The sequence below is a fragment of the Paraburkholderia sp. BCC1885 genome (assembly GCF_900996235.1).
In the GTDB taxonomy this organism is placed as follows: Bacteria; Pseudomonadota; Gammaproteobacteria; order Burkholderiales; family Burkholderiaceae; genus Paraburkholderia.
Genome location: NZ_CAAJGM010000230.1, coordinates 213,109 through 239,889, shown reverse-complemented (window position 1 = coordinate 239,889; position 26,781 = coordinate 213,109). Strand labels below are relative to the sequence as shown.

The 26,781-nt window shown below is 63.8% G+C and carries 26 protein-coding genes; 13 read left to right on the top strand and 13 right to left on the bottom strand.

What is annotated here, in order from left to right; genetic code table 11:
• Nucleotides 1–34 precede the first annotated feature (34 nt).
• The 5 genes from FQ755_RS28925 to FQ755_RS28910 all read right to left on the bottom strand — a co-directional run bounded on the left by FQ755_RS28925 (nt 35) and on the right by FQ755_RS28910 (nt 3,026).
• A complete protein-coding gene (locus FQ755_RS28925; protein ID WP_144158941.1) occupies nt 35–247 on the bottom strand; it encodes a hypothetical protein in 213 nt (70 codons plus the stop codon).
• 225 nt (nt 248–472) lie between these two features.
• Nucleotides 473–646 (bottom strand): hypothetical protein, encoded by a 174-nt coding sequence (locus FQ755_RS37630; RefSeq protein WP_186308688.1) that lies wholly within the window; start codon nt 644–646, stop codon nt 473–475.
• 78 nt (nt 647–724) lie between these two features.
• A complete protein-coding gene (locus FQ755_RS28920) occupies nt 725–2,128 on the bottom strand; it encodes a sigma-54-dependent transcriptional regulator (protein ID WP_144158938.1) in 1,404 nt (467 codons plus the stop codon).
• 232 nt (nt 2,129–2,360) lie between these two features.
• Nucleotides 2,361–2,648, bottom strand: a complete 288-nt coding sequence (locus FQ755_RS28915) for a hypothetical protein (protein WP_144158935.1) — start codon at nt 2,646–2,648, stop codon at nt 2,361–2,363.
• Between the two features lie 60 nt (nt 2,649–2,708).
• Nucleotides 2,709–3,026 carry a YqjD family protein gene (locus FQ755_RS28910; protein ID WP_144158932.1) on the bottom strand — a complete coding sequence of 106 codons (318 nt, stop codon included), beginning with the start codon at nt 3,024–3,026 and terminating at the stop codon, nt 2,709–2,711.
• A gap of 459 nt (nt 3,027–3,485) precedes the next feature.
• On the opposite strand from FQ755_RS28910, the gene FQ755_RS28905 reads away from it, so the two are divergent.
• The 3 genes from FQ755_RS28905 (at nt 3,486) to FQ755_RS28895 (ending at nt 6,033) form a co-directional block, all read left to right on the top strand.
• A complete protein-coding gene (locus tag FQ755_RS28905; protein WP_144158929.1) occupies nt 3,486–4,547 on the top strand; it encodes a sigma-54 interaction domain-containing protein in 1,062 nt (353 codons plus the stop codon).
• A 332-nt stretch (nt 4,548–4,879) separates the two neighbouring features.
• On the top strand, nt 4,880–5,482 hold the full coding sequence (locus tag FQ755_RS28900) for a hypothetical protein (protein ID WP_260858901.1): 603 nt from the start codon (nt 4,880–4,882) through the stop codon (nt 5,480–5,482).
• Between the two features lie 14 nt (nt 5,483–5,496).
• Nucleotides 5,497–6,033 carry a hypothetical protein gene (locus tag FQ755_RS28895; RefSeq protein WP_144159208.1) on the top strand — a complete coding sequence of 179 codons (537 nt, stop codon included), beginning with the start codon at nt 5,497–5,499 and terminating at the stop codon, nt 6,031–6,033.
• Between the two features lie 67 nt (nt 6,034–6,100).
• On the opposite strand, the gene FQ755_RS28890 is transcribed toward FQ755_RS28895, so the two are convergent.
• Nucleotides 6,101–7,447 carry an AAA-associated domain-containing protein gene (locus FQ755_RS28890; protein WP_144158926.1) on the bottom strand — a complete coding sequence of 449 codons (1,347 nt, stop codon included), beginning with the start codon at nt 7,445–7,447 and terminating at the stop codon, nt 6,101–6,103.
• Between the two features lie 23 nt (nt 7,448–7,470).
• Nucleotides 7,471–9,222, bottom strand: a complete 1,752-nt coding sequence (locus FQ755_RS28885; protein ID WP_144158923.1) for an ABC transporter permease — start codon at nt 9,220–9,222, stop codon at nt 7,471–7,473.
• A 787-nt stretch (nt 9,223–10,009) separates the two neighbouring features.
• Here FQ755_RS28885 and FQ755_RS28880 point away from each other — a divergent pair.
• Nucleotides 10,010–11,686, top strand: a complete 1,677-nt coding sequence (locus tag FQ755_RS28880; protein WP_144158920.1) for a sensor domain-containing diguanylate cyclase — start codon at nt 10,010–10,012, stop codon at nt 11,684–11,686.
• A gap of 169 nt (nt 11,687–11,855) precedes the next feature.
• Entirely contained in the window at nt 11,856–12,122 is a 267-nt protein-coding gene (locus FQ755_RS28875; protein WP_144158917.1) for a hypothetical protein, read from the top strand.
• Between the two features lie 59 nt (nt 12,123–12,181).
• On the opposite strand, the gene FQ755_RS28870 is transcribed toward FQ755_RS28875, so the two are convergent.
• Both FQ755_RS28870 and FQ755_RS28865 read right to left on the bottom strand, forming a co-directional pair.
• Nucleotides 12,182–13,498, bottom strand: a complete 1,317-nt coding sequence (locus tag FQ755_RS28870) for an ATP-binding protein (RefSeq protein WP_144158914.1) — start codon at nt 13,496–13,498, stop codon at nt 12,182–12,184.
• Nucleotides 13,482–14,207, bottom strand: a complete 726-nt coding sequence (locus FQ755_RS28865; RefSeq protein ID WP_074265463.1) for a response regulator — start codon at nt 14,205–14,207, stop codon at nt 13,482–13,484. The genes FQ755_RS28870 and FQ755_RS28865 overlap by 17 nt, the downstream gene beginning before the upstream one ends.
• 222 nt (nt 14,208–14,429) lie before the next feature.
• Here FQ755_RS28865 and FQ755_RS28860 point away from each other — a divergent pair, with 222 nt between their 5' ends.
• Nucleotides 14,430–14,969 (top strand): periplasmic heavy metal sensor, encoded by a 540-nt coding sequence (locus FQ755_RS28860; RefSeq protein ID WP_144158911.1) that lies wholly within the window; start codon nt 14,430–14,432, stop codon nt 14,967–14,969.
• Nucleotides 14,970–15,166: 197 nt separating this feature from the next.
• On the opposite strand, the gene FQ755_RS28855 is transcribed toward FQ755_RS28860, so the two are convergent.
• Nucleotides 15,167–15,877: a pirin family protein gene (locus FQ755_RS28855; protein ID WP_144158908.1), complete on the bottom strand. Its 711-nt coding sequence runs from the start codon at nt 15,875–15,877 to the stop codon at nt 15,167–15,169.
• A gap of 587 nt (nt 15,878–16,464) precedes the next feature.
• Between FQ755_RS28855 and FQ755_RS28850 the strand changes: the two genes are divergently transcribed.
• From FQ755_RS28850 to FQ755_RS28835, 4 genes are all read left to right on the top strand, one after another.
• A complete protein-coding gene (locus FQ755_RS28850) occupies nt 16,465–17,154 on the top strand; it encodes an ABC transporter permease (protein WP_144158905.1) in 690 nt (229 codons plus the stop codon).
• Nucleotides 17,151–17,864: an ABC transporter permease gene (locus tag FQ755_RS28845; RefSeq protein WP_144158902.1), complete on the top strand. Its 714-nt coding sequence runs from the start codon at nt 17,151–17,153 to the stop codon at nt 17,862–17,864. The genes FQ755_RS28850 and FQ755_RS28845 overlap by 4 nt, the downstream gene beginning before the upstream one ends.
• Nucleotides 17,865–17,884: 20 nt before the next feature.
• On the top strand, nt 17,885–18,664 hold the full coding sequence (locus tag FQ755_RS28840) for an ABC transporter ATP-binding protein (RefSeq protein ID WP_144158899.1): 780 nt from the start codon (nt 17,885–17,887) through the stop codon (nt 18,662–18,664).
• 621 nt (nt 18,665–19,285) lie between these two features.
• Entirely contained in the window at nt 19,286–20,431 is a 1,146-nt protein-coding gene (locus tag FQ755_RS28835) for a porin (protein ID WP_144158896.1), read from the top strand.
• A 189-nt stretch (nt 20,432–20,620) separates the two neighbouring features.
• On the opposite strand, the gene glnK is transcribed toward FQ755_RS28835, so the two are convergent.
• Nucleotides 20,621–20,959, bottom strand: coding sequence for a P-II family nitrogen regulator (gene glnK, locus FQ755_RS28830; RefSeq protein ID WP_144158893.1), 339 nt, complete (start codon nt 20,957–20,959; stop codon nt 20,621–20,623).
• 90 nt (nt 20,960–21,049) lie between these two features.
• Nucleotides 21,050–22,738: an NAD+ synthase gene (locus FQ755_RS28825; protein WP_144158890.1), complete on the bottom strand. Its 1,689-nt coding sequence runs from the start codon at nt 22,736–22,738 to the stop codon at nt 21,050–21,052.
• Nucleotides 22,739–22,875: 137 nt separating this feature from the next.
• Between FQ755_RS28825 and FQ755_RS28820 the strand changes: the two genes are divergently transcribed.
• Together FQ755_RS28820 and FQ755_RS28815 are read left to right on the top strand one after the other, a co-directional pair.
• A complete protein-coding gene (locus FQ755_RS28820; protein WP_144158887.1) occupies nt 22,876–24,045 on the top strand; it encodes a GNAT family N-acetyltransferase in 1,170 nt (389 codons plus the stop codon).
• Nucleotides 24,046–24,047: 2 nt separating this feature from the next.
• A complete protein-coding gene (locus FQ755_RS28815) occupies nt 24,048–24,386 on the top strand; it encodes a GIY-YIG nuclease family protein (protein ID WP_144158884.1) in 339 nt (112 codons plus the stop codon).
• 129 nt (nt 24,387–24,515) lie between these two features.
• Here FQ755_RS28815 and ppa read toward each other — a convergent pair whose 3' ends face one another.
• Nucleotides 24,516–25,043 (bottom strand): inorganic diphosphatase, encoded by a 528-nt coding sequence (gene ppa, locus FQ755_RS28810; RefSeq protein ID WP_144158881.1) that lies wholly within the window; start codon nt 25,041–25,043, stop codon nt 24,516–24,518.
• A 215-nt stretch (nt 25,044–25,258) separates the two neighbouring features.
• Here ppa and FQ755_RS28805 point away from each other — a divergent pair, with 215 nt between their 5' ends.
• Nucleotides 25,259–26,698, top strand: coding sequence for an aldehyde dehydrogenase family protein (locus FQ755_RS28805; protein WP_144158876.1), 1,440 nt, complete (start codon nt 25,259–25,261; stop codon nt 26,696–26,698).
• Nucleotides 26,699–26,781: the final 83 nt, after the last annotated feature.

The window sequence follows — 26,781 nt, the reverse complement described above, 5'->3', positions numbered from 1 at the left end:
AAAATCCGCTGATAACGGACGCGCGGCAAAAACCTCAGGCGTCCTGCTCCGAGCCGAGGTCGCGCTGATATTCGAGACCCTCGGGGCGCACGCCGCCCTGGTTGTGCTCTCCGTCTGGCGGGGCATCGGGGGCGATGCGGTTCTGGGCCGCCGGGTCCGGTCCCTGCGGCGGAGTGCTGACGCCGCTACCGGGGCGCGAATCGCGCTTCGAATGGCGCGCGGAGCGCCGTAATGCCGGGTGTCTCATGATCGATGCCTCTTCGGGAAGCCCGCCGTCCCGTTGGACGGCCTCAAGATAGTCTAGGGCTCGTCGCGTCAATTTGCCGGTAAAAGCGGCGCCCGCTTTGTAACAAGTACAGCAAATTGCGCGAAAGTCCGGCGTGTGGCTCACGGATTGCGAATGCGCAGCGGCCGTGACTCGGCCGCCCTTGCGAAAAGACGCGTCAGCGCACGCGGAGCGCGCGCTGACGCCTCAGCTATGGGGTGTTTCGTTAGGTTGGGGAGGCGGATCGCCGATCGGCGGCGCGGTCGGCTCGACCGGTTCGTGCGACGGTTGCGGCACGGTGTCCGGTTCAGCGGGATTGGGTGGATCGTTCGGCTCGGGACGGTGCGCCGCGAGCGGAGAAGCAGGGGCGTGTAGCGGCATAGCGATTCCTTGTGTACGTTGTAAGGACAACGCAGCAAGGCCTATGCCGCGCTACACGCGTTCCGCGGCAGCCTGACCTCAGGCGTCGGCGTCGCCGAGCGCCCGCGATTCGTCGGGCAGGTCGCCATCTTCGCCACGCGCGTCGTTGCCGTATTCGACAAGGCGGTTGTAGAGCGTCTTCAGGCTGATGCCGAGAATCTCGGCGGCTCGCGTCTTCACGCCGCCGCACTGCTCCAGCGTGGCGAGAATCAGTTGACGGTCCGCCTCGGCAAGCGAGGTGCCGAACGGAATCGTGATCGCGGTGCCGGCCGCCGGCTTCGACAGCGTGATCTGCAACGGCACCGTGGCCGTGCTGTCCGAATCCGAACCCGACATGATGTGGGCGCGCTGCACGTAGTTCTTCAGTTCGCGCACGTTGCCGGGCCATGGGTACGACAGCAGCATCTCCTTGACCGCCGGCGGGAAATGCTTGCGCGTGCTGTGGCGTTCGTTGAGATCGTCGAGAAAGGCTTGCGCCAGCAGGTCGACGTCCTTGCCGCGCTCGCGCAGCGGCGGCAGGCTGATCGGAAACACGTTCAGACGGTGATACAGGTCCAGACGCAGTTTGCCTTCGAGCACGGCCTGCTCGGGATCGCGGTTGGTTGCCGCGATCAGACGCACGTCCGTTTCGATTTCCTTGGTGGTGCCGACGCGCATGAACATGCCCGTTTCCAGCACGCGCAGCAGCTTCACCTGCAACTCGATCGGCATCTCGGTGATTTCGTCGAGGAACAGCGTGCCGCCGTTGGCCCGTTCGAAATAGCCCTTGTGCTGACGATCTGCGCCCGTGAACGAGCCACGCTCGTGGCCGAACATTTCGGATTCGATCAGGTTCGGCGAAATCGCGCCGCAGTTCACCGCCAGAAACGCGTGCTTGCGACGCAAGCTCAGCTGGTGCAAGGTCTGCGCGGCCACTTCCTTGCCGGTGCCGGACTCGCCGACCAGCATCACCGAGGCCGCCGTCGGCGCCACCCGGCTGATCTGGTCGTAGACCTCCTGCATTACCGGCGAATTGCCGAGCATGAGACCGAAACGCCCCATGCGGCGCAGCTCGCCGCGCAACGTACCAATTTCGGCCTTGAGGTCGCCCGGGCGCGGCAGGCGCGACAGGATCGCCTTGACGCGCTGCATGTTGATCGGCTTCACGAGGTAGTCGGTCGCGCCCATTTTCAGCGCATTGACCGCCGATTCCACCGTGGCATGGCCGGTAATCACGATTACTTCGACGCCGGAGCGCGGGTCGAGATCTTCGAACAGGTCGACCCCGCTGCCGTCCGGCAGCTTCAGGTCTGTAAATACGACATCCGGCATCTGCCGGACCAACTGGATGCGCGCTTCGCGCAGGTCGCCGGCGGTGGCCGTCGTCAGGCCGTCTTCGCCAATGATGGCTGCAAGCGCCTCGCGGGTACTGGCGTCGTCATCAACAATCAATACGTGTGGCATCGCGTCTCGAAAGCCCGAAAGTTCTGGTGGTGGATGGCACAGCGCAAATTCGCAACAATACCAATGTTACACAGGATTAACCGAGGCTATTGTTGTATGAATAATCATTATACGGCTTTATCGAGACAAGCTATAGGCCCGACGGCCTTTTGCGTCCTTATTGTGCCCCGCCCTATGCCGCGTTCATGCGCGACCCGCGAGCCGCGCCGAAGCGCCTCGATACGCGTTTAAGTTATGAGCTGTGCGGAAAGGGCCACGCCTCGCCCAGTCCGTTAGGATGACTCGTCCCATTGGTTGCGGTTGCAACCGCAGGAGCGGCGCTCGTCGCCGCCGCTGGGCCGCCTGCGAGGGTCGGCGCCGCTTGAGCCGCCGGCGCCACCATACCGCCCTCATCCTCCCAGCGAGTCAATTCGCGGTTCAGCGTGGCTTGCGAAGCCCGATGCTTTTGCGCCCAGCGCAACGCCAGCAAACCGCCGACGGCGACCAGTGCGCCGAAAATGCCAATCTTGGGCCGTGCCATAAGTGCATCCTCCATCTCGTAATCAGTTAAGCGGATCAAACGGATCAAGCGGGTGAGCGGCTATCGCGCCGCCAGCACGCCGAGCAAAAAGCCCGCGCTGGCGGCGATGCCGAGCGCGCGCCACGGGTTATGGCGCACGTAGTACTCGGTATTGACCGCCGCGACACGATAGCGCCGCTGCGCCGCATTCTGGGCATCGCCGAGCGCGGTCTGCAGCGTGTCGACATGGGTCCGCAAACGATCGCGCAGTGCCTCGACACCTTCACCCGGGACATTCGCGGCGAGCCGCATCATTTCTTCCGAGTCCGTCAGCAGCACGCGCAAGTCGTCAACGATCTTCTGCCGCCCAAGTTCAAGTTGCTGTGTAGTTTGCGTCATGCGTCACTCCTGTCTGTGCGACTGCAGCCGAGTGGCGAAAACGATTGCGGATTACCGGCACCCGAACTGCATGTCGAAAAAGTTATAGCGTTGCAAACCGCGTACCCGATAATCCAGTTCATGCGGCAAGCGTAGTCACGTATGAATCTGCCTGCACAAAAAACATGCCGATCTGGCGAATATCGACGGTCAATATTGCCGATTCATGCCGGCACTTGCCGCATCGAATCGATGCCACGGAGAGCGACATGCATCACGTCTTGCAGTCAGCACGGCCGCGCAATCGTTAGCGCGGCATTTTCGAGGGTCGCGAGACCGGACGCGCGGATTGCCGAGTTGCGCAGCCAATGGTTAAATCAATTTTTATGAGATAGTGGCCGATTGCGCTCACGCGCAGGTTCACACTCATCACAGGCCTGCGCGGCACTATCGAACACATTTGCACAGGACAACCTGGTTATGGCGTCAATCGATCTGGACTCGCCCACTGATACCGCTCGCGGCAACGCCGCGGCGCCGGGCAAGTCGCGCGTGACGGACGGCGTGGCGGGACTGAAATCGTATGGTCTGCTGTATGGCTCGTCGCCCGTCATGCTGGATTTGTATGAACAAATCGAGCGCGTCGCATCCACGGATGCCACCGCCCTCGTCATCGGCGAATCCGGTACCGGCAAGGAACTGATCGCCCGCACGATTCACGACCACAGCGGGCGCAAGGACGCGCCCTTCATCGCCGTCAATTGCGGCGCGATTCCCGATGAGCTGATCGAGGCCGAACTCTTCGGTCACGAGAAAGGCAGCTTCACGGGCGCGGTGCAGGGGCGCATCGGTTACTTCGAGCACGCCAACGGCGGCACGCTGTTCCTCGACGAAATCACCGAGATGGCGCCGGTGCGCCAGGTGAAGCTGCTGCGCGCGCTGGAGACGGGCACCTTCTACCGCGTGGGCGGCAACGAACTGATTCACAGCGACGTGCGCGTGATCGCGGCGACCAATCGCGACCCGGCGGTTGCCGTGAAGGAAAACGGGCTGCGCGAAGACCTGATGTACCGGCTCGCGGTGTTTCCGTTGCGCGCCCCGCCGCTGCGCGAACGCGAGAGCGACCGCGAACTGCTCGCGCAACATTTCCTCACTGCCCTGAACGCGCAGGAGAGCACCAGCAAGAGCTTCAGCAAACGGTCCATTGAAACGCTGCGCACGTGGTCGTGGCCGGGCAACGTGCGCGAACTGAAGAACGCGGTGTACCGCGCCTTCATCCTCGCCGAGAAGACGGTGGAGCTGCCGCATCCGCATCTCGCCTCGCGGGTGAAGAAGGCGGTCACCCAGGGCGACGCGATGAGCGTGTGGATCGGCACGCCGCTTGCTGATGCGCAAAAGCAGATCATCCTCGGCACGCTCAAGTATTGCGGCGGCGACAAGCGCCGCGCGGCGAAGGCACTCGGCGTGAGTCTGAAGACGCTCTACAACCGGCTCAGCACTTACGGCACCGAAGACGCGCCGGAGGAAAGCGAGCCCTCCTGAGGCCCGCCTAGTCCCCGCCGGTGCGGCGATCTCTTCGGTAGTGCGCAGTCCGGTTCAGCGCGGGTTAAACGCAACGTCGCACGGCGTTGCCCGCGGCGCGTCAAGACGCCGCTGCCTCTGGACCCGTGATGAAGGCCTTCCTGATCGATACGGTAACGCGCGGCGAGCCAAGCCAGAAAAGGCCGCGCGTCGCAGCATCTTTTGCAATTGCTTGCATTTTCCCTATCCCATTTGCAAAACGCATCCTGCAAAATGCTGCAGCGTCGCAGACGGCGCGTCGTCAGGCGAGTGCCGCCAGCACGAACGGCAGAGGCAGGAGCACAGGTAGGGAAATGCAAAAATCAAACAGTCTTGCGCGCTGGACTCCACGAGTTCCGCGCGCGCGCATTACGTCGCGTGTTGCATCGCGTGTCACGTCGCTCGCATCGTTCGTCACACTGGCCGCTCTCGTCTCGGCCAATCTGAGCGGCTGCAGTTCGCTTTACTCGGAAACCGCCACCGCCGGCGCCGGTATCGCGGGCGCGGCGATCGCCGGCAAGGTCACACGTAACGCCGCAGTAGCTACCGGCATCGGTCTGGGCGTGGTCGCCGCGGCCGGGGCCGGCGTGCAGTACACGGAACGCGTCGTGCACCGCAATACTCAGGACGGCATCGCCAAAGTGGCCGGCCCGCTCGACGTGGGCGCCATCGCGCCGTGGAGCGTGACCCACACGGTCCCCATCGAAGACGACGAGCACGGCCGTGTCACCGTGAGCCGCACCATCAGCGCCGGCGCGCTCGACTGCAAGGAGATCGTCTTTTCGGTCGATGTCGACGCCACCAAGGACAAACCCGCCAGCACCGCGTTCTATGTCGCCTCGATCTGCCGCGACGGCGCGAACTGGAAGTGGGCCTCCGCCGAACCCGCAACCGGCCGCTGGGGCGCGCTGCAATGAAGCCGCGTCTGACCATGCCAACCCTGCCGACCCTGCCGACCCTGCCGGTTAGCGTGCGGCTCGTGCTGGCGGGCGCGCTGTGCGTCGGCGCCAGTGTCCTGACGAGCGGCTGCTCGTCGGTGGGCGCGGCGAGCGGCGCGGCGGCGGGCGTCGCTTCGGGTCTGGTGACGGCCAATCCGGCGGTCGGCATCGGCGTCGGCATCGCCGTGCAGGCAGCCACGGACGAAGCCGTCGCCCGCTATATGCGCACCATGCACGCCGACCAGCAAAACGAGATCGCGGCGCTGGCAGGCAGCATGCCGGTGGGCGGCAGCCAACCGTGGCGCGTCAAGCACAAGGTGCCGGTCGAAAACGGCCACGGCGAAGTGCGCGTCACGCGCGCCTTCACCTCGGCGCTCGCCATCTGCAAGGAGTTCGTGTTTTCCGTGGCCGACGGCGACAAGCCCGACGCGCACGAAGACTGGTACACCGCCAGCGCCTGTCTGCAGGACAACGGCTGGAGATGGGCATCCGCCGAACCGGCTGTGGAACGCTGGGGCAACCTGCAATAAAGCATAAAGGGGCGGCACGATCGAATCGCGCCGCCCCCTTCTTCAAGCTCTATTTCCGCCAGGACAATCAGGACTCGACGTCCTCAAGACTGAAAATTTCCGTCTGGTCATTGTACGAGAATATCTCGCCATAACGGCCCCAGTTGATCACGGCGTCGAGCGTCTCTTCCGCTGCGCTGTCCGACAGAAAATCCTCCAACTCCTGCTCGAAACGCACGCGCGGTGCACGGTGACCCGGACGCTCGTTGAGCACCTTCTTGATCCGTGCCGCCAGCGGCACGTGACGCAGCAAATGCTCGGCGAACATCATCTTCCGTTCCTGCGTGCCGAACTCCGAGAACACGCGGGCCGGCGGCGTCAGGAAAATGTCGCCTTCGCGCACGTCCGCGAAGCCCAGATGTTGCAGCACTTCGGCGACCGGGAACAGATCGTCCACCTCCAGATGCAGCGAGCGGGCGATTTCCGGCATGTCGGCGCGGCCGTGATACGGCGCAGCGGCTAGCGTCTCGATCAGACCGGCCATCAGGTTGGTCGATACGTGCGGCAGCCAGCTACCCAGTTCGAGGCCCTTCTTGGTCGATTCGTCGGTCTGGCGCGCCGTCATCTTGGCGTAGATCTCGTCCACGAGGCGGCGGAAAGCCGGATCGAGACGGTTGCGTGGATGGTTGAACGGCACCTTGATCTCGGCGATCACGCGGCCCGGATTGGACGACAGCACCAGAATCCGGTCGCACATGAACACCGCTTCTTCGATGTTGTGCGTGACGATCAGCACCGACTTGATCGGCATGCGGCCCTGCGTCCACAGATCCAGCAGGTCGGTACGCAGCGTTTCGGCGGTCAGCACGTCGAGCGCGGAAAACGGCTCGTCCATCAATAGCAGCGTCGGGTCGACCACCAGCGCGCGGGCGAAGCCCACCCGCTGACGCATGCCGCCTGACAGCTCACGCGGATAGGCGTTTTCGAAGCCGTCCAGACCAATCAGGTCGATCGCCGCCAAGGCGCGCTCGCGGCGCTCGCGCGCGCCCACGCCCTGCGCTTCGAGACCCGCTTCCACGTTTTGCAGAACGGTCAGCCACGGAAACAGCGCGAAGGTCTGGAACACCATCGCCACGCCCTTGGCAGGGCCGTCAAGCGGCTTGCCGAGGTACGAGACTTCGCCGTCGGTCGGCTCGATCAGGCCGGCGATGATCCGCAGCAAGGTGGACTTGCCCGAGCCCGAGCGGCCCAGCATGCCGACGATCTCGCCTTCGCGCAGCGAGAGGTTCACGCCGTCGAGAACCAGCAGTTCGCCCTGCGTCTTGTTGAACCCTCTGCACACGTCCTTGACCTTCAGGATTTCTTCACCGAGGCGGGGCGGCTTCGGCGGTGTCTGGACCGGCGCAGCGGTTACGGCAGCTTTAGGATTTTGCATCGCGGTTTGCCTTTAATTTCCTGTCAATCGAGCCGAAGCTTGGATTCGGCGTAGGCGTACATCGGACGCCACAGCAGGCGGTTAAACAGAGTCACAAACAGGGACATCACGGCAATGCCGAGAATGATTTTCGGGAAGTCGCCGGCGGCGGTGGTCTGCGCGATATAGGAACCGAGGCCATGCGCCACCACCTTGGTGTTGCCCCACTGGACGAACTCGGCCACGATGCTCGCGTTCCACGCGCCACCGGAGGCGGTGATCGCCCCTGTCACGTAATACGGGAAAATGCCCGGCAGCATCGCCTTGCGCCACCACTGCCAGCCGCGGATGCCGAAGTTGGCCGCCGCTTCCTTGTAGTCGTTCGGGTACGAACTCGCGCCCGCGATCACGTTAAACAGGATATACCACTGGGTCCCAAGCACGATCAGCGGCGACAGCCAGATATCCGGGTTCAGGTCGAAACGCACGATGACGATCACGAACACCGGAAACAGCAGGTTCGCCGGAAACGCCGCGAGGAACTGCGCGAGCGGCTGGATCTTCTCGGCGAGCGCCGGACGCAGCCCGATCAGCACGCCAAGCGGCACCCAGATCACCGACGAAATCGCAATCAGCACCACCACGCGCAGCAGCGTGATCAGGCCCAGCACCAGCACATGCCCCACTTCGGCGAGATCAACGCCGGTGCGCACATAGGACACCACGCGAAACACCACGTAGAGCGTTACGAGCAGCACCAGCGCGCTCCAGATAAAGTCGCCGAGACGCGACGACTTTTGCATGCGCGGCATCGGGAAGCTGACGCCGGCGAACGACGGCAGGCGCATCGGCACGCGCGCGGCATTGGCGAAAATCCAGCCGAGCGGCACGAGCAAACGGTGAATCAGGCGCGTGCGGCGAATCAGGTCGAGCAGCCAGGACTCGGGCGCATTGCCCGAACTGGTGTTCTCCATGCGGAACTTGTCGGCCCAGGCCACCAGCGGACGGAACAGGAACTGGTCGTAGGCGAGAATCACGACCGTCATGGTCAGGATCACCCAGCCGATCGCATGCAGATTCTTTTCGGAGATGGCCTGCGCCAGATAGGCGCCGATGCCCGGCAGCGTGATGGTGTTATTGCCCACCGTGATCGCTTCCGAAGCCACCACGAAGAACCAGCCGCCCGACATCGACATCATCATGTTCCAGATCAGGCCCGGCATCGAGAACGGCACTTCGAGCTTCCAGAAACGTTGCCAGCCGGTCAGATGGAAGCCGCGCGAGACTTCGTCCAGATCGCGCGGCACCGTGCGCAACGACTGATAGAAGCTGAACGTCATGTTCCAGGCCTGGCTCGTGAAGATGGCGAAGATCGCCGCCAGCTCGGCGCCCAGCACGCGGCCCGGGAACAGCGCCAGGAAGAACGTGACCGTAAACGAAATGTAGCCCAGCACCGGCACCGACTGCAGGATGTCGAGAATCGGCACCAGCACGAGACCCGCGCGACGGCTCTTGGCCGCGAGCGTGCCGTAACTCAGCGTGAACACCAGCGAGGCTACCATCGCCGCCAGCATCCGCAGCGTGGTGCGTAGCGCGTACTCGGGCAGGCTCGCCGGGTCGAGCGAAATGACCTGGGTCTTGAGTGTCGACATCGGCGCGAGCGTCTGGTGAAAGCCGATCGCCGCAAAGGCGATCACGCAGATGATCAGCGGGAAGGCCACGAAGTCCCAGCCGTTGGGCAGCAAACGCCAGGCGGATGCATTGGCGGTGCGTTTCAGATCGAAACTGAAGTCCATCAGACGCCCTTCCTGGTTGCGTAGGCTAGGTTAAGACAGGCCGCGCGAGACGGCGCCGGGAGTGCAGGACAGGCAAGGCTTGCCGGTTGCGCGGCGAGCGCGGCGCGAGGGCCGGCGCCGCCGGCCCATAAGCGGTCCGGAAAGCGGAATTCAGGCATGGCAACAAGCATAGGCACGGTAATCGTTAGCGTCGGAGATACATTGACCGGCGGCGGCCGGATTCTGGCCGAAACACGCCGGATCCGCCACTCGGGCCGCCTGTCACAGCAGGCGCCGCCCGGGGCTGGCGAGCTTTCCTCGTTTTGGACGGCACGACACTACTACAACCTGTGTTTCAGGCACAACCTTTCGGGGCAAATCTGTGACACGTCACGCAAGCTGGGAAGCGGGGCCGGGGGTGGCGCCGCGCGCCGCGGACATCTGGAAAACCCGCAGCGCCGTTCAGAAAGCGGCCCGCGCGGTCGTTAACAACGCAACGGCGAACGCAACGGCGAACACAACAGCGAACGCAACAGCAAACCCACCGCGAACCCAGCGGCGATCCGGTGACGCGCGCCGGAACGCAATAACGGATGGCGTTGTGTCACCTGGCGGTTAAAATCGAGACAGGGCGGAAAAGCGGATGAGTCCGGCCGGCCAAGGGAAAGGAGAGAGCCCCGTGCGCGGGCATCCGGGCATCCGGCGCCGCGGATCGAGGCGGCTCGCTCGACGCCTCCCAGGACTCAGCGCCGGCGCGCTGCAACGATTGACCTGGTTGCAACCAAAAGTCTGACGGATCATAGAGTCGATGAACAGGAAATCCATGCGCCAGGCAATCGGACCGCTCAGCTTCGCGCTGGTCGTGCTGGTGTGCTGGCTCGTTTCCGGCCTGATCGCCGACCGCATGGTTCAGCAGGAACTCGACGCCGCCCTGCTCGCGCAGCGGCAGATGTCGTCGTCGATCGTCGACAATATGGCCGAAGTGATCGCCAGCGACCTCTCCATGGCGCGCGCCATTCCGGCCACGATGGCCGAAATGGACGTCGTGCAGCACGCCCTTTCACAATCGCAAGCCTATACCGCCAGCAACGCCGTGCCGGTCGAGACGCTGCGCGCGAGCCTCCTCAAGGTGCCGGTACTGCAAGGCGTCAGTGCCTTCCTGCACGACGCCCAGGGCTTCTCGGGGCTCGATTCCATCTGGCTCGTCAACGCCAACGGTCTGTGCGTGGCGTCGAGCAATCCGCATAGCCGCAACTTCGTCGGCATCGACATGCGCGGGCGCAATTTCCTGTCCAATGCGCTGCTCGGCGCCTTCGGGGAAGCCTACGGCGTCGGCCGCTCGAGCGGCGAACCGGGCATCTTCATCGCCGCGCCGGTGTATGACGACGGCGTGCTGGTGGGCGTGGTGATCGCCAAGGTCGGGATCGGGCGCCTGCGCCACTGGGTCGCTCACGCGGGAACGTTCGTGGCCGACGAAAACGGCGTCATCATCATGGCCCACGACAGCACGCTGGAAGGCCACGTCCTGCCGGATGGCCACATCAAACAGATGAGCGCCGCCGAACGCCGCAACATCTACCACCGCGACGACTTTCCGAACGTCCAGATCGAAGAGAACATGCAGCAGGTGCGCGAGCAGGCGCCGTGGGTGCCGGCGGCGGTCGCCGTGCAACTGTTCGGCATCGCGAACCGCCCCGAACCGGCGCTCTACGAGTGGCGCGGCGGCCTCAACTCAGGGCTCTCCGCCCATCTGGTCGATCCGCTCGCGGCCTGGCCCGAACTGCTACGCAACCATAAGCGCGACCGGCTGCTGGTATTCCTGACGCTGGCCGGCACGGCGGCACTCGCTTGGGTGATCACCGTTTCCTATGTGCGCGAGCGCCGTCACCACCGGGCGACGCGCGATCTCGCCGAACAACTGCAATCGGCGAACACGCTGCTTTCGGCCGAGGCCCGCCACGACGCGCTGACCGGCGCGCTGTCGCGGCGCTACTTCCTCGATCTGCTGCGGCACGAAATCGAGCGCGCGCGCGCCAACGGCGAGCCGCTCTGCATGGCGATTGCCGACCTCGATCATTTCAAACAGATCAACGACCGCTTCGGCCACGCCGCCGGCGACCGCGCGCTCGAACACTTCGTCGATACCTGCCGCGCCGAATTGCGCGGCAACGACGCGATCGGCCGGCTGGGCGGCGAGGAGTTCGGCATCCTGTTGCCGGCTACCGCGCTCGAAGGCGGGCGCGACGTCGTCGAACGACTGCGCACGCGGCTCAAGGCCGTGCCGTCGACCAAGCTGCCGGCGTCGGCCAATCTGAGCGTGAGCATCGGCATCACCGAATTGTCGCCGGAAGATCTGCCCGAGCGCATCATGAGCCGCGCCGACCTCGCGCTCTACGCCGCCAAAACGGGCGGCCGCGACCGCACCGAGGCGCTGCCGCCCGACGACACCGCGCCGCCCACGCGTGCCGCCGCCGCGACCTGGTGATCCATGCCCGTTGCCAGGCCCGGCAGGCTCGCCCGTCTGGTTCGTCTGGTCCGACGGCAAGGCGACTCCACTCTTGCCGACCGGCCTGACACGCCGACTCCCCCGAGGTAAGCAGGTATGATCGAGCTTCAGATGATGCTTGTCGTTATCGCTCTACCGGGAGATATGCATGAAGGGAAATCTGGTCATCGTTTGCCGCGATCATGATGCCGAGGCGTTCGACCATCTGCTGTCCGAGTATGGCGCGTTTCAGACGCGTCTATCGTCGACGGCGTGGTATCTGAAGCTGGAAGTGGCGCCGGAGGTAATTCAGGAGGAAATCCTCACGCGCCTCGGCAAGTACACCACGCACTACATTTTCGAGGCGGAAACCGTGACGTGGAACACGGTGGACAGCGAAGCGGCCAGCGCGCTGAATACGCTGTTTTCGGAGTAAGTTTTTGTGGGTGCGGACGCGGCGTGCAGTTGCGCCCGCCGCCCACGAGACCTGTCAGCCTACCAGGCGCTTTCCGAAACCGAAGTCACGCGCGGCACGGTTTCAAACGCGAACGTCATCAGCACCCGCAAGCCACGCCCGCCGTGATTGCCAAGTTCCCATTCCCCGCCGGCTCGCCGCACCAACCGTTCGACAATCGCGAGCCCCAGCCCGCTATGGCCGTTGCCGCCGCGCGCCGGGTCGAGCCGCACGAACGGCCGGCTCGCGTTGATCAGGTCCTGCGCCGCAATCCCGCCGCCGTTGTCCTGTACCGACAAGGTATAGCCCGCCGCCGTGCGCGCCGTCGCCACCACCACCGGCGGGGCGCCATAGGCGTGCGCGTTGTCGAGCAGGTTTGACAGAATGCGGTCGAGCGTGGCCGCCGGCAACAAGAAGCCTGGACCGGCCTTCAGATCGGTCAGCACGCTGGACGCATTCGCCGCCACCGCCCGGTAGCTGCGCACCACGCGCTCGCATTGCGCGTCGACTTCGACGGCTTCGCTGCGATCGGCGCCGTCGTGAGCGAACACCAGAAACTGCTCGACGATGTGCGTCATCGAATCGACGTCGCGCACCACGCCGTCGCGCACCTTGGCCTCGTCCATCATCTCGGCGCGCAGGCGCAGCCGCGCAAGCGGCGTCTTCAGATCGTGCGCAACCCCCGCGAGCATCACCGCACGATCGTTTTCCGTGCGCGCCACTTCCTGCACCATCTGATTGAAGCCGTGCGTCAACTGACGCAATTCGCGCGGCCCGCGCTCCGGCACCGGCGGCACCGGCTGACCCCGGCCGAAGCGGGCCACCGCGTTGGCCAGCGAGCGCAACGGCTGCTGCAACTGCCACGCGGCGAACAGCGCCGCCATGACGGCAAACGTAAAGATGATGGTAAGCCACAGCACCATGCGGTCAACCGAGCGCGGCGGGCGCAGGGGCTGAACCGGCACGACGATCCAGTTCGCGTCGTTCGGCTGGCGCACCCAAAGTGTCGGCAGCTTGCCGGCTTCGCCGAGCCGCACGAGGGTGCCTGCGGGCATCCGGTCGCGCACGTCGTCCAGAAAGTGGCCGAGCGGCGTGTTCGAATTATCCTGCGCCGCCGGCACGTCTTTGCTCGCCGGGTCGACGAGCCGCACGCGCGAAGGCAAGGGCTGATCCGGCGTGTGCAGGACGTGCTGACGCACGGCGTCGACAAGGAAGGTGGCTTCTTCTACCGCATAGCGGCTTTGAAACTGGCTGCGTTCGAGACGAAACAATGCATACCCTGCGAAATGCGAGAGCATGAGTACCGCGACGACCAGCAACGCCAGTCGCCCGAACAGTGAATCAATGGGCCGGCGCATGCTGTTCGCCATCCGGCACGAACACGTAGCCGCGGCCGCGAACGGTCTGGATGAAGCGCGGAGTGGACGGGTCGGTTTCAAGGATGCGGCGCAGACGCCAGACCTGCACGTCGATGCCGCGGTCGGTGCCGTCGTATTCGGGACCATGGAGCAATTCAAGCAGGCGCTCGCGGGTCAGCGTGCGCATGGGGTGATTCACAAAAATCTTCAGGAGCGCGAATTCACTTCCGGACAAGGTCAGCGGCTTGTCTTCGAGATTCAGCGTGCGCGACTGGAAATCCAGCGTGAAGCGGCCGAACGTGAACGGCTCGCGCTGCTCCGGTGCGGCCGCCGACGGCAGCGTGCGGCGGCGGCGCAGCACGGCCTGCACGCGCGCCAGCAATTCGCGCGGATTGAACGGCTTGCCGAGGTAGTCGTCCGCGCCCAGTTCGAGACCGACGATGCGGTCCACGTCGTCGGCGCGCGCCGTCAGCATGATCACGGGGATATCGTCGCCCGCCGCGCGCAGCTTGCGCAACGCCGTCAGGCCGTCGACGCCCGGCATCATCAGGTCGAGCACGATCAGGTCCGGGCGCTCGCGCTCCAGCCGCCGCTCGAGCGAGCCGGCGTCGTGCAGCACCGACACTTCAATGCCCTGGCGCGCCAGATAGTCGCGCAGCAGGTCGCGGAGTTCGAGGTCGTCGTCGACGACAAGTATTTGAGTAGCCATGAGATGAAGTTTAACGCCCAGGAGATAGGGTTTCTGGGCCGGACACCCCTCAAAGGGTTACCGGGTGTTACGGCGAAAGGCGCCCGTAATGTCGCGTAATAGCGACACGTGCTCAGGTAACACAGCGCGGCTCGCGGGTCTTTACGCTGTGTCTTACCGAATGCATCCCGTCCTGTGTCGCCGTGTTTGCATCGTCGGCTATTCCATTACAAGGAGCCACTCATGTCCACAAAAATGTCACGCTTCGTTGCCGTCGCCGCAGCCTCGCTCGCTATCAGTCTCGGCGCCTACGCCGCTCAATCCGACGGCCAGGGCGGCCCCGGTGCTCCCGGCGGCTGGCACCAGCATCATGGCCAGTTCAAGGAAGAAATGGCCAGGCTGCACAGCCAGCTCAACCTGAGCCCGGATCAGGAAAAGCAGTGGCAGGCCGCACTCGACACGATGAAACAGAATCGTGAAGCAATGCACGCCTCCCACAAGCAGATGCACGATCAGATGAAGGCGCTGCAGCAGCAACCTATCCTCGATCTGAACGCGCTGCACGACATGCATCAGAAGGCTGAAGAGCAGAACCATCAACTGCGCGAGCAAACCTCGGCAGCATGGCTCACGTTCTACAACGGCCTGAACGACCAGCAAAAGACCCTCGTCAGCACCGCCCTCAAGAAACACTGGGCCATGATGGAAGCGCGTCACGAAAAGATGCGCGACCGTTGGCAACATCATAAGGGCGCAGCCTCGGCCCCGGCAGAGAATCAGTAAGTTAGCGCTGCTTATGGACGGCTGGCCCGGTGCTTCGGCGCCGCGCCAGCCGTGCAGATGGAAACGCCACGGAAGTTTTGTTCCGTGGCGTTTTTGTTTTGCGTATCGGGGCGAGGCGGCTCGCCGGGTGCGCTCAGCTCACACGTCTACGCCGCCACGCGCCCACCCGGATGCTCAAGCGCGGGTTCGAACTCCGCTCAGGCATCCAGCGCGCCGAGATCGAACACCAGCACTTCGGCGTCGCGCCCCTGTTCGAGCGTCACCGAACCGGCATCGACGATCATCGCCGCGTCGCCCGCCGCCAATGCTTCGCCGTTGACCGTGAGCGCACCGCGCGCGACGTGCACATACGCGCGCCGGCCCGCCTGCAACGGCAGCGCCGCCTGCTCGGCGCCGTCGATCAGCGCCGCGTAAATCGATGCGTCCGCATGGATCGTCACCGAGCCGTCGCGGCCATCCGGTGACGCCACGATACGCAGACGGCCACGCTTGTCGGCCGCGTCGAAGCGTTTTTCTTCGTAGCCGGGCTGATCGCCCGCACGCCTGGGCAACACCCAGATCTGCAGCAGATGCACCGGCTCGCTCTCCGAGGCGTTGAATTCGCTGTGCCTCACGCCCGTACCGGCGCTCATGCGCTGCACGTCGCCGTGACGGATGGTCGAGCCGTTACCCATGCTGTCGCGGTGCGCGAGCGCGCCGTCGAGCACGTAAGTCACGATCTCCATGTCGCGATGTCCGTGCGTGCCGAAGCCCTGGCCGCCCGCGATGCGGTCTTCGTTGATCACACGCAACGGGCCGAAGTGCATGTGGTTCACGTCGTAGTAATCGGCAAACGAAAAGCTGTGATACGAATCGAGCCAGCCGTGGTTGGCGTGACCTCGTTCTTCAGAGCGGCGGATCTCGATCATAAGGTTCTCCAGTAAGGTGCATTGCGATGCCCAGAATGTATGGGCGCACGGCGTCCCACACAACCCGCTCCGGCGCACAGGATCGTTTCACCCATGCGGGCAATCGGCGCGGCAGCCGGGCGGCCTGGTTGCCGGACTGGCATGGTGCGCCCGTTCGGGTAAAATGCTGCGCTTTTCGGGCGGACTCAGGCGTGCTGTCCGCGGCGAGCGATGTTGGATACCAACGGCCGGCGCCCGCGGCGTCACCTGCGGGACAACCCCAGGACCCCGGCGACAGCCCGGTGCGGCCGCGGAAACGATCCGGCACGACAATTTTGGACGCCTAGAATAGCGACGGCCGGCCCAGGCCAGAACCACGGTTCCGATACCGTTCTGACCGGCCGGCGCCTCGCGCCCCCGCTGCTTCGCAGCATCCGTTACTCGGGCCGACCCGCATGGGCCTGCCGCGAGCCGGGTAATACAGTCGGAAACACAGTCGGAAAGCGCGCTGTCCAGCCGGCAACGGCAGGACGGTCATGATTTGCTCAGCGGTGCAGTCGGGCCGCGTCTTTCGCGGTGCGCACCTCACGCATCGTCAAGGACCTTATATGTTCCTTCAAGGCTACGGCCCGTTGCTTCTCAACGGCACCTGGCAGACCGTCAAGCTGGCGGTGCTGTCGCTGGTGTTCGCGTTCGTGCTGGGCTTGCTCGGCGCGGCGGCCAAACTGTCAAAAAACCGTGTCTCCCTCGGCATCGGCACGCTTTATACGACCCTCGTGCGCGGCGTGCCCGACCTCGTGCTGATGCTGCTGCTGTTCTACAGCCTGCAGATCGGCCTGAACGACGTCACCGACCTGCTCGGCTGGGACCAGATCGACATCGACCCGTTCGTGGCCGGCGTCGCGGTGCTCGGCTTCATCTACGGCGCGTATTTCACCGAGACGTTCCGCGGCGCCTTTCTCGCCGTGCCGCGCGGCCAGCTCGAAGCGGGCTCGGCCTACGGTATGACCGGCTGGCAGGTATTCGCGCGCATCATGTTTCCGCAGATGATGCGCTTTGCCTTGCCGGGCATCGGCAACAACTGGCAGGTGATGGTGAAGGCCACGGCGCTGGTCTCGATCATCGGCCTCGCCGACGTCGTCAAGGCCTCGCAGGATGCCGGCAAGGGCACCTTGCGTTTCTTCTTCTTTACCCTGCTGGCGGGGGCCATCTACCTCGTCATCACCACGGTTTCGAACTTCGTGCTGATGTATCTCGAAAAGCGCTACTCGACCGGCGTGCGAAAGGCGGACCTATGATCGAGATCGTTCAGGAATACTGGCGCAACTATCTGTATAGCGACGGTTACCGCCTAACCGGCGTCGTGATCACGTTGTGGCTGCTGGTGGTGTCGATCGGCCTGGGCTTCTGTCTGTCGATTCCTCTGGCGGTCGCGCGGGTGTCGAAGAAGAAATGGCTCGCGGGCCTCGTGTGGCTGTATACATACATCTTTCGCGGCACGCCGCTCTACGTGCAACTGCTGCTCTGCTACACGGGCCTCTACAGTCTCGAAGTGGTCCGCAATCACGAACTGACCAACGCGTTCTTCCGCGACGGCATGCATTGCACGCTGCTCGCCTTCACGCTGAACACCTGCGCCTACACCACCGAGATCTTCGCCGGCGCCATCAAGGCCACGCCCTATGGCGAGATCGAAGCCGCGCGGGCTTACGGCATGTCGCCGTTCACGCTGTACCGGCGCGTGATTCTGCCGTCGGCGCTGCGCCGCGCGCTGCCTTACTACAGCAACGAAGTGATCCTGATGCTGCACGCCACCACAGTGGCCTTCACCGCCACCGTGCCGGACATCCTGAAGATCGCCCGCGACGTCAACTCGGCGACCTATCAGTCGTTCAACGCGTTCGGCCTCGCCGCCCTGCTCTACCTGGCTATCTCTTTCACGCTCGTGTGGCTGTTCCGCCGCGCCGAGCGCCGCTGGCTCGCCTATTTGCGGCCGCAAGGCAAATAAGCCGTCAAGGACTTCGACTCATGAACACCAGGAAGCAAAAGCTCTTCGTCGACGAGCTTCATAAACAATACGGCGACAACGAAGTGCTCAAGGGCGTCTCGCTGCGCGCGAACGCCGGCGACGTCATCAGCGTGATCGGCTCATCCGGTTCGGGCAAGAGCACGATGCTGCGCTGCATTAACTTTCTCGAACAACCTAACTCGGGACGCATCTTCGTCGACGGCGAAGAGGTCCGCACGCTAAAAGACAAGACCGGCGCGCTGAAGGTCTCCGATCCCAAACAGTTGCAGCGCGTGCGCACCCGTCTCGCGATGGTGTTCCAGCACTTCAACCTGTGGGCGCACATGACGGTACTGGAGAACATCATCGAAGCGCCGGTTCACGTGCTGGGCCTGCCGCGCCGGGAAGCCGAGGAGCGCGCCCGTCAATACCTGGAGAAGGTGGGCCTCGCGCCGCGGCTGGAAAAGCAGTATCCGTCGCATCTGTCGGGCGGCCAGCAGCAGCGCGTGGCGATTGCGCGCGCGCTGGCGATGCATCCCGACGTCATGCTATTCGACGAGCCTACCTCCGCGCTCGACCCGGAACTGGTGGGCGAAGTGCTGAAGGTCATGCAGACGCTCGCCGAAGAGGGCCGCACGATGATCGTCGTCACCCACGAGATGGCCTTTGCGCGCAACGTTTCGAACCATGTGATGTTCCTGCATCAGGGCCGCGTGGAGGAAGAGGGACATCCGGACGAAGTATTCAGGAACCCGAAGAGCGAGCGGCTCAAGCAATTCCTCTCGGGCAGCCTCAAGTGAGATCTCGACAACGTTCAGGACAACAGATGTAGTCAAATGTAGTCCGACGCCGTCATGCGCTGTCAGATGTAGTGAATGTAGTTTTACAAGGCGCTTACAACGAGCGCCTTTTTCATTCCAATTTGCGTATTTTGGACCCCCAATTGTCCCAAATACCGCGCCAAGACCCCGTTTTTTGCCCTACTCCCACCGTTTTGCAGCGTCAATAGTGGCAATCCTTAAGGCTACCCTACACGAACCGTGATTCCCTTGTCAGACAAGGGTTTGACGCTGTTTTTGGGATGCCGTTATGAGTGCTGCAACACATCGCTATTGCAATTTGGAGACATCTGCACGACCGCGAAACAATTTCTTCTCCCACCCAGGGGTATTTTTGATAAATTAGTAACCAAAGTACCAAAACAAAGTTGATTAAAAGTAGTTTCACTTCAAAACGCAGAGGAGATACCGGTCGACGAGGGATCGGAATGACGTACAGATAGCCTCAGGCTGCAGCGTCATGACAACACGCCCCGATCGACCCAAACCGTCTCCCTGGTACGGATTTCTGTTCGGCGCCTCTGGCGACCGGACACCATTCGCAGTACTGGGTTTTTCTTTTGACAGGGTATGGAGGAGAAGATGAAGAAAGCATTGCTCGCCGCGGCATTGATGTCGGCCGGTGTCGTTGCGCACGCTCAGAGCAGCGTGACGCTGTACGGTCGTCTGGATGCGGGTGTCGAATACATCAGCGGCCTTCCGAATGCTAACTACACGGGTTCCACCTCGCGCGTCCGCGTTGAAAGCGGCGACTGGGGCACGAGCTTGTGGGGTATGAAGGGCGTCGAGGACATCGGTGGCGGCAACAAGGTGCTGTTCCAGTTGGAAGGCGCGTTCAGCACGGCTTCCGGCGCACTCGGCTCCGCCGGCTCCATCTGGAATCGCTGGGCAACTGTCGGTGTCGCAAACGACCAGTTCGGTACCCTGCTCCTCGGCCGCGAACTGTTCATCTCCAACGGCACATGGGACTTCGACCCGTTCGGTCAATCGAACTGGTCGTCGGCGTCGCTGGTGCGTGGCCGCAACTGGCCGCAATCGAGCAACAACATTTCGTACCAGTCGCCGAAGCTGTATGGCTTTGACCTGTACGGCCAATACGCCTTCTCGAACTCGACGTCGTTCAACGGCGGCAACGGTTCGGCGCAAGGTCGTGAAGATGGCCTGCAGTTGACGTACACGAACTCGCTGTTCCAGGTTCGCGGCCTGTATGACGAAATCCGCAACAACATCAACGGTAGCCTCGGCGATCCGACTGCCGGCGCTCCGAACGGTCCGTTCAACTACGGTCGCGAATACTTTGCTGGCGTGAACGTGTTCCTGGGTCAGTTCAAGATTCAGGCTGTGTACCAGGGCGCGCGCACGTCGGGCGAAACCGGTGTACCTATCGGCACGCCGACGACGACGGACCAGGAATGGGGCGGCATCACGTGGCAAGCAACGCCGGCAGCAGCACTGATCGCAGCCGTGTACCACGTCAACGCCAACAATGGCGCGGGCAACGCGAACATCTACACGGTGGGTGGTTCGTACAACCTGTCCAAGCGCACGCTGCTCGACATCCAGATCGCTCAAGTGCGTAACAGCAAGACGGCGAACTTCGGTCTCGACGCCAACTCGGCCGGCAACGGCGGCGACAGCGGCACGGGCAGCTCGGTGGCTTACAACGAAAACCCGATTCACGGTCATCAGCAGACCGGCGTTTATGCAGGTATTCAACACTCGTTCTAATCGAACGATGTAGTTAGAACAGCTTTAGAAACTTTTTCACGCTGCTGCGAGAGGCGCGTATCGGTGCGATGTCCGTAAGGGCACCGCACCGTTTTTTATTGCGGCGAGCGGTTCGGCGTCCGCTGCGTGTGATTGTCTGGGGCTGGCGCCAGATGGATGAGATAGCCCGTAGGCCTTAAAGCCTGAACCTCAAACGGCGGCTTCGTTTTCCTCGCCGGTGCGAATGCGGATCACCCGCTCGACGTCGGTAACGAAGATCTTGCCGTCGCCAATCTTGCCGGTGCGCGCCGCGCCGATGATCGCGTCGATCACCTGGTCGCACTGATCGTCCGCCACCACTACCTCGATTTTCACTTTCGGCAGGAAGTCGACCACATATTCGGCGCCGCGATACAGCTCCGTGTGTCCCTTTTGACGGCCGAAGCCTTTGACTTCGGTGACCGTCAGGCCGGTCAGGCCAACCTCCGCGAGCGCTTCGCGGACTTCATCGAGCTTGAAGGGTTTGATGACTGCAGTGATGCGCTTCATGGCGTACCTCGTCTCTTGATCGGATCGTTGTTCGGGAAAATCGAAAGGGAATCGATAGCCTGGATTCTACGCTGCGCCGAACGGCCTGCGTCATTCCACCGGTTCGGTATAGCGCGACGTGATCGGATAACGCCAGTCGCGGCCAAAGGCACGATGCGTCACGCGAATGCCGATCGGCGCCTGGCGGCGTTTGTACTCGTTGATCTTGATGAGGCGCGTGACGCGCTTCACGTCGTCCACCGCATAGCCCGCGGCGATGATCTCGGCCAGCGAACGATCCTCTTCCATATACATGCGCATGATGGCGTCGAGCACCTCATACGGCGGCAGGCTGTCCTGGTCGGTCTGGTTCTCGCGCAGTTCGGCCGACGGCGCGCGCGTGAGAATCCGCTCCGGAATGACATCCTGCTTCGCAAACGTGGCCGCCGCGTTGCGGTAGTGGCACAAGCGGTACACCAGGGTCTTGGCGATGTCCTTGATGACGGCGAAGCCGCCGGCCATGTCGCCGTACAGCGTGCAATAGCCCACTGCCATTTCGCTCTTGTTGCCGGTGGTCAGCACGATCGAACCGAACTTGTTCGACAGCGCCATCAGCAGCGTGCCGCGAATCCGCGCCTGGATGTTTTCCTCGGTGGCGTCTTCCGCGCGGCCGGCGAATTCGTCGGCGAGCGAACTGCGGAAGGCCTCGAACATCGGCGCAATCGCAATTTCGTCGTAACGCACGCCGACCCGGCGCGCCATCTCGGCGGCATCCGTCGTGGAGATGTCTGCCGTGTAGCGCGACGGCATCATCACCGCGCGCACACGTTCGGCGCCGAGCGCGTCGCAAGCCACGGCCAGCACCAGCGCCGAATCCACGCCGCCCGACAGGCCGATCAGCGCGCCCGGAAAACCATTCTTGTTGATGTAATCGCGCACGCCCATCACCAGCGCGGCATAGACCTGCGCTTCCAGCGACAGCTCGGAAGCAACCGTGGTGCGCAGCGGACGCGCACCGTCGAATTCGACGATCGCGTTGCCTTCCTCGAACTGCGCCATCTTCGCGACCATCTCGCCGTTGCCGTCCAGCACGAACGAACCGCCGTCGAACACCAGCTCGTCCTGGGCGCCGAGCATGTTCACGTAGACCATGGCCAAGCCGGTTTCACGAATCCGCGCGCGCAGGATGTCCACCCGCACCGCTTCCTTGTTGAGGTGATACGGCGAGCCATTCGGGATCAGCAGCACCTGGGCGCCGGCCGCCTTGGCCTGCTGCGCCGCCGGCGCGTGCCAGACGTCCTCGCAGATCACCACGCCGTATTTCACGCCGTCGAGTTCGAACACGAGCGGACGCGGGTCTGCGGCGAAGTAACGCTTCTCGTCGAACACTTCGCTATTGGGCAGTTCCTGCTTCAGGTACGTGCCGACCACCTTGCCGTCGACGATCAGCGAGGCCGCGTTGAACGTATCCACTGGCGGCACGCCGCGCTCGATCGGCCCGTTTGCTTTACCATGGCCGTGCGCGGCGTCGCGATGCGGATGGCCGACCACCACGTGCAAGCCGGCGAACGGCTTCAGTTGGGCAGCGAGATCGGCCAACGCCGCGGCACTGGCGGCGTAGAAGGCGGGACGCAGCAGCAGGTCTTCGGGCGGGTAGCCGGAGAGCGCGAGTTCCGGCGCGACGAGCAGCTTCGCACCATCGTTGTGCGCGGCGCGGGCCGCGGCGACGATCTTCGCGACGTTGCCGGCGAAATCGCCGACAGTGACATTGAGTTGAGCAAGAGCGATTCGGGTCTTCATGGCAGGATCGGGGGCAAGCCGCGCGGCTTGCCGGTTACGGCGGCCGGACGGCTCGACGCAACGGACACACACACGGACAAACGAACGAAGCTCCGCGAAATGCGAGGCCCCGTTCAGATCAGGAACAGTCAAACAGATTGAACCAGCAACGGATTGATTATCGCACGGGCATTCTGGCCTCGCCCTCCGAGGTGGACGCCGCCGAGTGGAACGCCCTCCTCGCCCAGCAGGCACAGCCCACGCCATTTCTGCGGCATGAGTTCCTGAGCGCGCTGCATGCCAGCCAGTCCGCGGTGGCCGATACCGGCTGGGCGCCGCAATTCGTCACGCTGACGGATCCGCGCACCGACCGTCTGGTGGCGGCCGCGCCCGTGTATCTGAAAGGGCACTCTTACGGCGAGTATGTATTCGACTGGGCCTGGGCCGACGCCTACAAGCGCAACGGCCTTGCCTACTATCCGAAGCTGCTCTGCGCCGTGCCGTTCACGCCGGTGCAGGGCAACCGGCTGATGGCCGCGAATCCGCACGCGCTGCGCCAGCTCGCCGCCACGCTGGTGGCGTTTGCCGAACAGGCGGACGTGTCGTCGCTGCATGTGCTGTTTCCGACCGCCGACGAAGCCGAGGCGCTCACCGAACTTGGCATGATGCAGCGCGAAGGCGTGCAGTTTCATTGGCTGAACAACGGCTATCGCGACTTCGACGAGTTCCTCTCGACCCTCGAACAGAAGAAGCGCAAGAACATCCGCGCCGAGCGCCGCAAGGTACGCGAGGCGGGCGTGACGATGCGCCGGGTGCGTGGCGAAGACATCAGCGACGCCGAGTGGCGTTTCTTCGTCAAATGTTACAAGCAGACGTACCGGGAGCATTTTTCGAGTCCGTATCTGAATCTCGAGTTTTTCCGCACGATCGGCGCGACCATGCCGGAAAATCTGTTGCTCGTGATGGCGGAATACGAGGGCAAGCCGATTGCGAGTTCGCTGGTCGTATATCAGCGCGACGAAAAAACCGGTGGCACACTGTACGGCCGCTACTGGGGCGCGATTGAACACGTGCCGTGCCTGCACTTCGAGACCGCCTACTATCAGCCGCTGGAATTCTGCATCGAGGAAAAGCTGGCGGTGTTCGAAGGCGGCGCGCAAGGCGAACACAAGATGGCGCGCGGCTTTTTGCCGACCGTCACGCGCTCGACGCACTGGCTCGCCCATCCGGCCTTTGCCGACGCGGTGGCGCGTTTTCTCGATAGCGAGACCAACAGCATCCACGCGTATGTCGACGAATTGCGCGACCACAATCCGTTCAAAAGCTAACCATGCCGTGGTTTCTCTATCTGATCGAATGCGCCGACGGCAGCGTGTACACCGGCATTGCCGTGGACGTGCAGGCGCGCTTTGAGAAGCACCTCAGCGGCACGGGCGCACGCTATACGCGCTCGCGCAAGCCGTTGCACGTGCTGGCGTCGTTCGAACTGGCGGATCGTTCGAGTGCCTCGCGGGCGGAATATTTCGTCAAGCGCCTGACCGCGCCGGAGAAGCGGGCGCTGGCAGCGGGCGCGCGCACGCTCGAGTCGGTGGTACCGGTGGTGCCGGTGGCGTCAGTGGTGCCGCTGGCCGACGTTGAGATTGAAGCCGAGGAATCGGATCGCGCGTAGCGAAGCGTTTTCGCTCATTGCGTTTCACTCGTGCGCTTTATGACGAGCCCCAATGAAAAAACCGCGCCGCCCTTACGGGCCTGCGCGGTTTTTTACCTCTTGAAGCGCCGTCTTGCAGCGGCGGCGAGCTTACTTCTTGTAGTTCGCCACGCCTTCGGTGATTTCCTTGTGCGCGGCTTCGACGTCCGCCCAGCCTTCGACCTTCACCCACTTGCCCTTTTCGAGCGCCTTGTATTGCTCGAAGAAGTGCTTGATCTGGTCTTTCAGATACGACGGCACGTCGTCGATCGACTTCAGGTTCGCCGTCATCGGGCAGATCTTGTCATGCGGCACGGCCACCAGCTTGGCGTCGACGCCCGATTCGTCCGTCATCTGCAGCATGCCGAGCGCGCGCGCGCGCACGACCGAGCCGGCCAGCAGCGGGAACGGCGTGATGACCAGCACGTCGACCGGGTCGCCGTCGCCCGACAGCGTCTGCGGAATGAAGCCGTAGTTAGCCGGATAGCGCATGCCGGTGCCGATGAAACGGTCGACGACGAGCAGGCCCAGATCCTTGTCTGCTTCGTACTTGACCGGATCGCTTTGCGCCGGGATTTCGATGATGACGTTGAAATCTTGCGGAAGGTCTTTGCCTGCGGGGACGTGGTTGAAGCTCATGAGCGCTCTCTGAACAGGATGAAATTCGGAACACGGCGCGCGATGCAGCGCCTAATCTGGATCAGGCGTGGCACCACGAGCCATCAGTGCGGGATACGCCATTATAGCCAATCGGCCGATGGCGCCGCCGTGACGATCGGCGCGATAATCGTTGCGAACGCGGCGCAGTGCGGCTCGCAGCGCGGCTTTCAGGGCCTTTTCAGCCAGGAGCATGCATGCAGGAAGCAAAACACTTCATCGGCGGCGAATGGGTCGCTGCGGCCGGGGGCGAGACGATTCCGGTGCTCGATCCGTCCGACGGGCAGCCCTTCGCGCAGCTAGCCCGCGGCACCGCGCCGGACATCGACGCCGCGGTAGAGGCGGCCCGCCGGGCCTTCGAGGGTTCATGGGGCGCCGCCAGCGCCGCCGACCGCGGCCGCATCCTGTACCGCCTCTCCATGCTGGTCGCGGCCCGCCACGAAGAACTGGCGCAACTCGAAGCGCGCGACACCGGCAAGCCGTTACGCCAGGCGCGCGCCGACGCCGCGGCACTGGCCCGCTATTTCGAGTTCTACGCGGGCGCCGCCGACAAGCTGCACGGCGAAACCCTGCCCTATCAGACGGGCTACACCGTCTTCACGGTGCGCGAACCGCATGGCGTGACCGGCCATATCGTGCCGTGGAACTATCCGATGCAGATTTTCGGCCGCAGCGTCGGTGCGGCGCTGGCGACGGGCAATGCATGCGTCGTCAAGCCGGCGGAAGACGCCTGCCTGTCGGTGCTGCGGGTTGCCGAACTGGCCGCCGAAGCCGGCTTGCCGGCCGGCACGCTGAACATCGTCACCGGCTACGGTCACGAGGCGGGTGCGGCGCTCGCGCGTCACGCGGGCATCGACCATATCTCGTTCACCGGTTCGCCGCAGACCGGCAAGATGGTCGCACAGATGGCCGCCGAGAATCACGTGCCCGTCACACTCGAACTGGGCGGCAAGTCACCGCAAATCGTCTTCGCCGACGCCGATCTCGACGCCGCCGTGCCGGTGCTCGTCTCGGCCATCGTGCAGAACGCCGGGCAGACCTGCTCGGCGGGCAGCCGCGTGCTGATCGAACGCGCCGTCTACGAACCGCTGCTCGACCGCCTCGGCGCCGCGTTCAGCGCGCTGCGGGTCGGGCCGTCGCATGCCGATCTCGACTGCGGGGCGCTCATCAGCGCCAGGCAGCAGCAACGCGTGTGGGACTTTCTCTCCGATGCGCAGCACGACGGCATCGCCATGGCGGCGCACGGCGAAGTCATCCACGAGGCGCCGCAGACCGGTTTCTACCAGGCGCCCACGCTGCTGCGCGACGTGCCGCCGGGTCATCGTCTGGCTAACGAGGAAGTGTTCGGCCCGGTGCTCGCCGCCATGTCTTTTGCCGGCGAAGACGAAGCGGTGACGCTGGCCAACGGCACGCCTTACGGCCTCGTCGCCGGCATCTGGACGCGCGACGGCGCCCGGCAATTGCGGCTCGCGCGACGCGTGCGCTCGGGCCAGGTGTTCATCAACAACTATGGCGCGGGCGGCGGGGTCGAGTTGCCGTTCGGTGGCGTCAAGCATTCCGGCCACGGCCGGGAAAAAGGCTTTGAAGCGCTATACGGCTTTACGGTGCTGAAGACGGTTGCAATCCGGCACGGCTAGGCAGCGAGGCGGCGTCGCGCCGGCCGTTCGTTGCAAAAACCCTCTGCGACCAGCGGCAACAGCCGCGCGAACATCATGCAAAC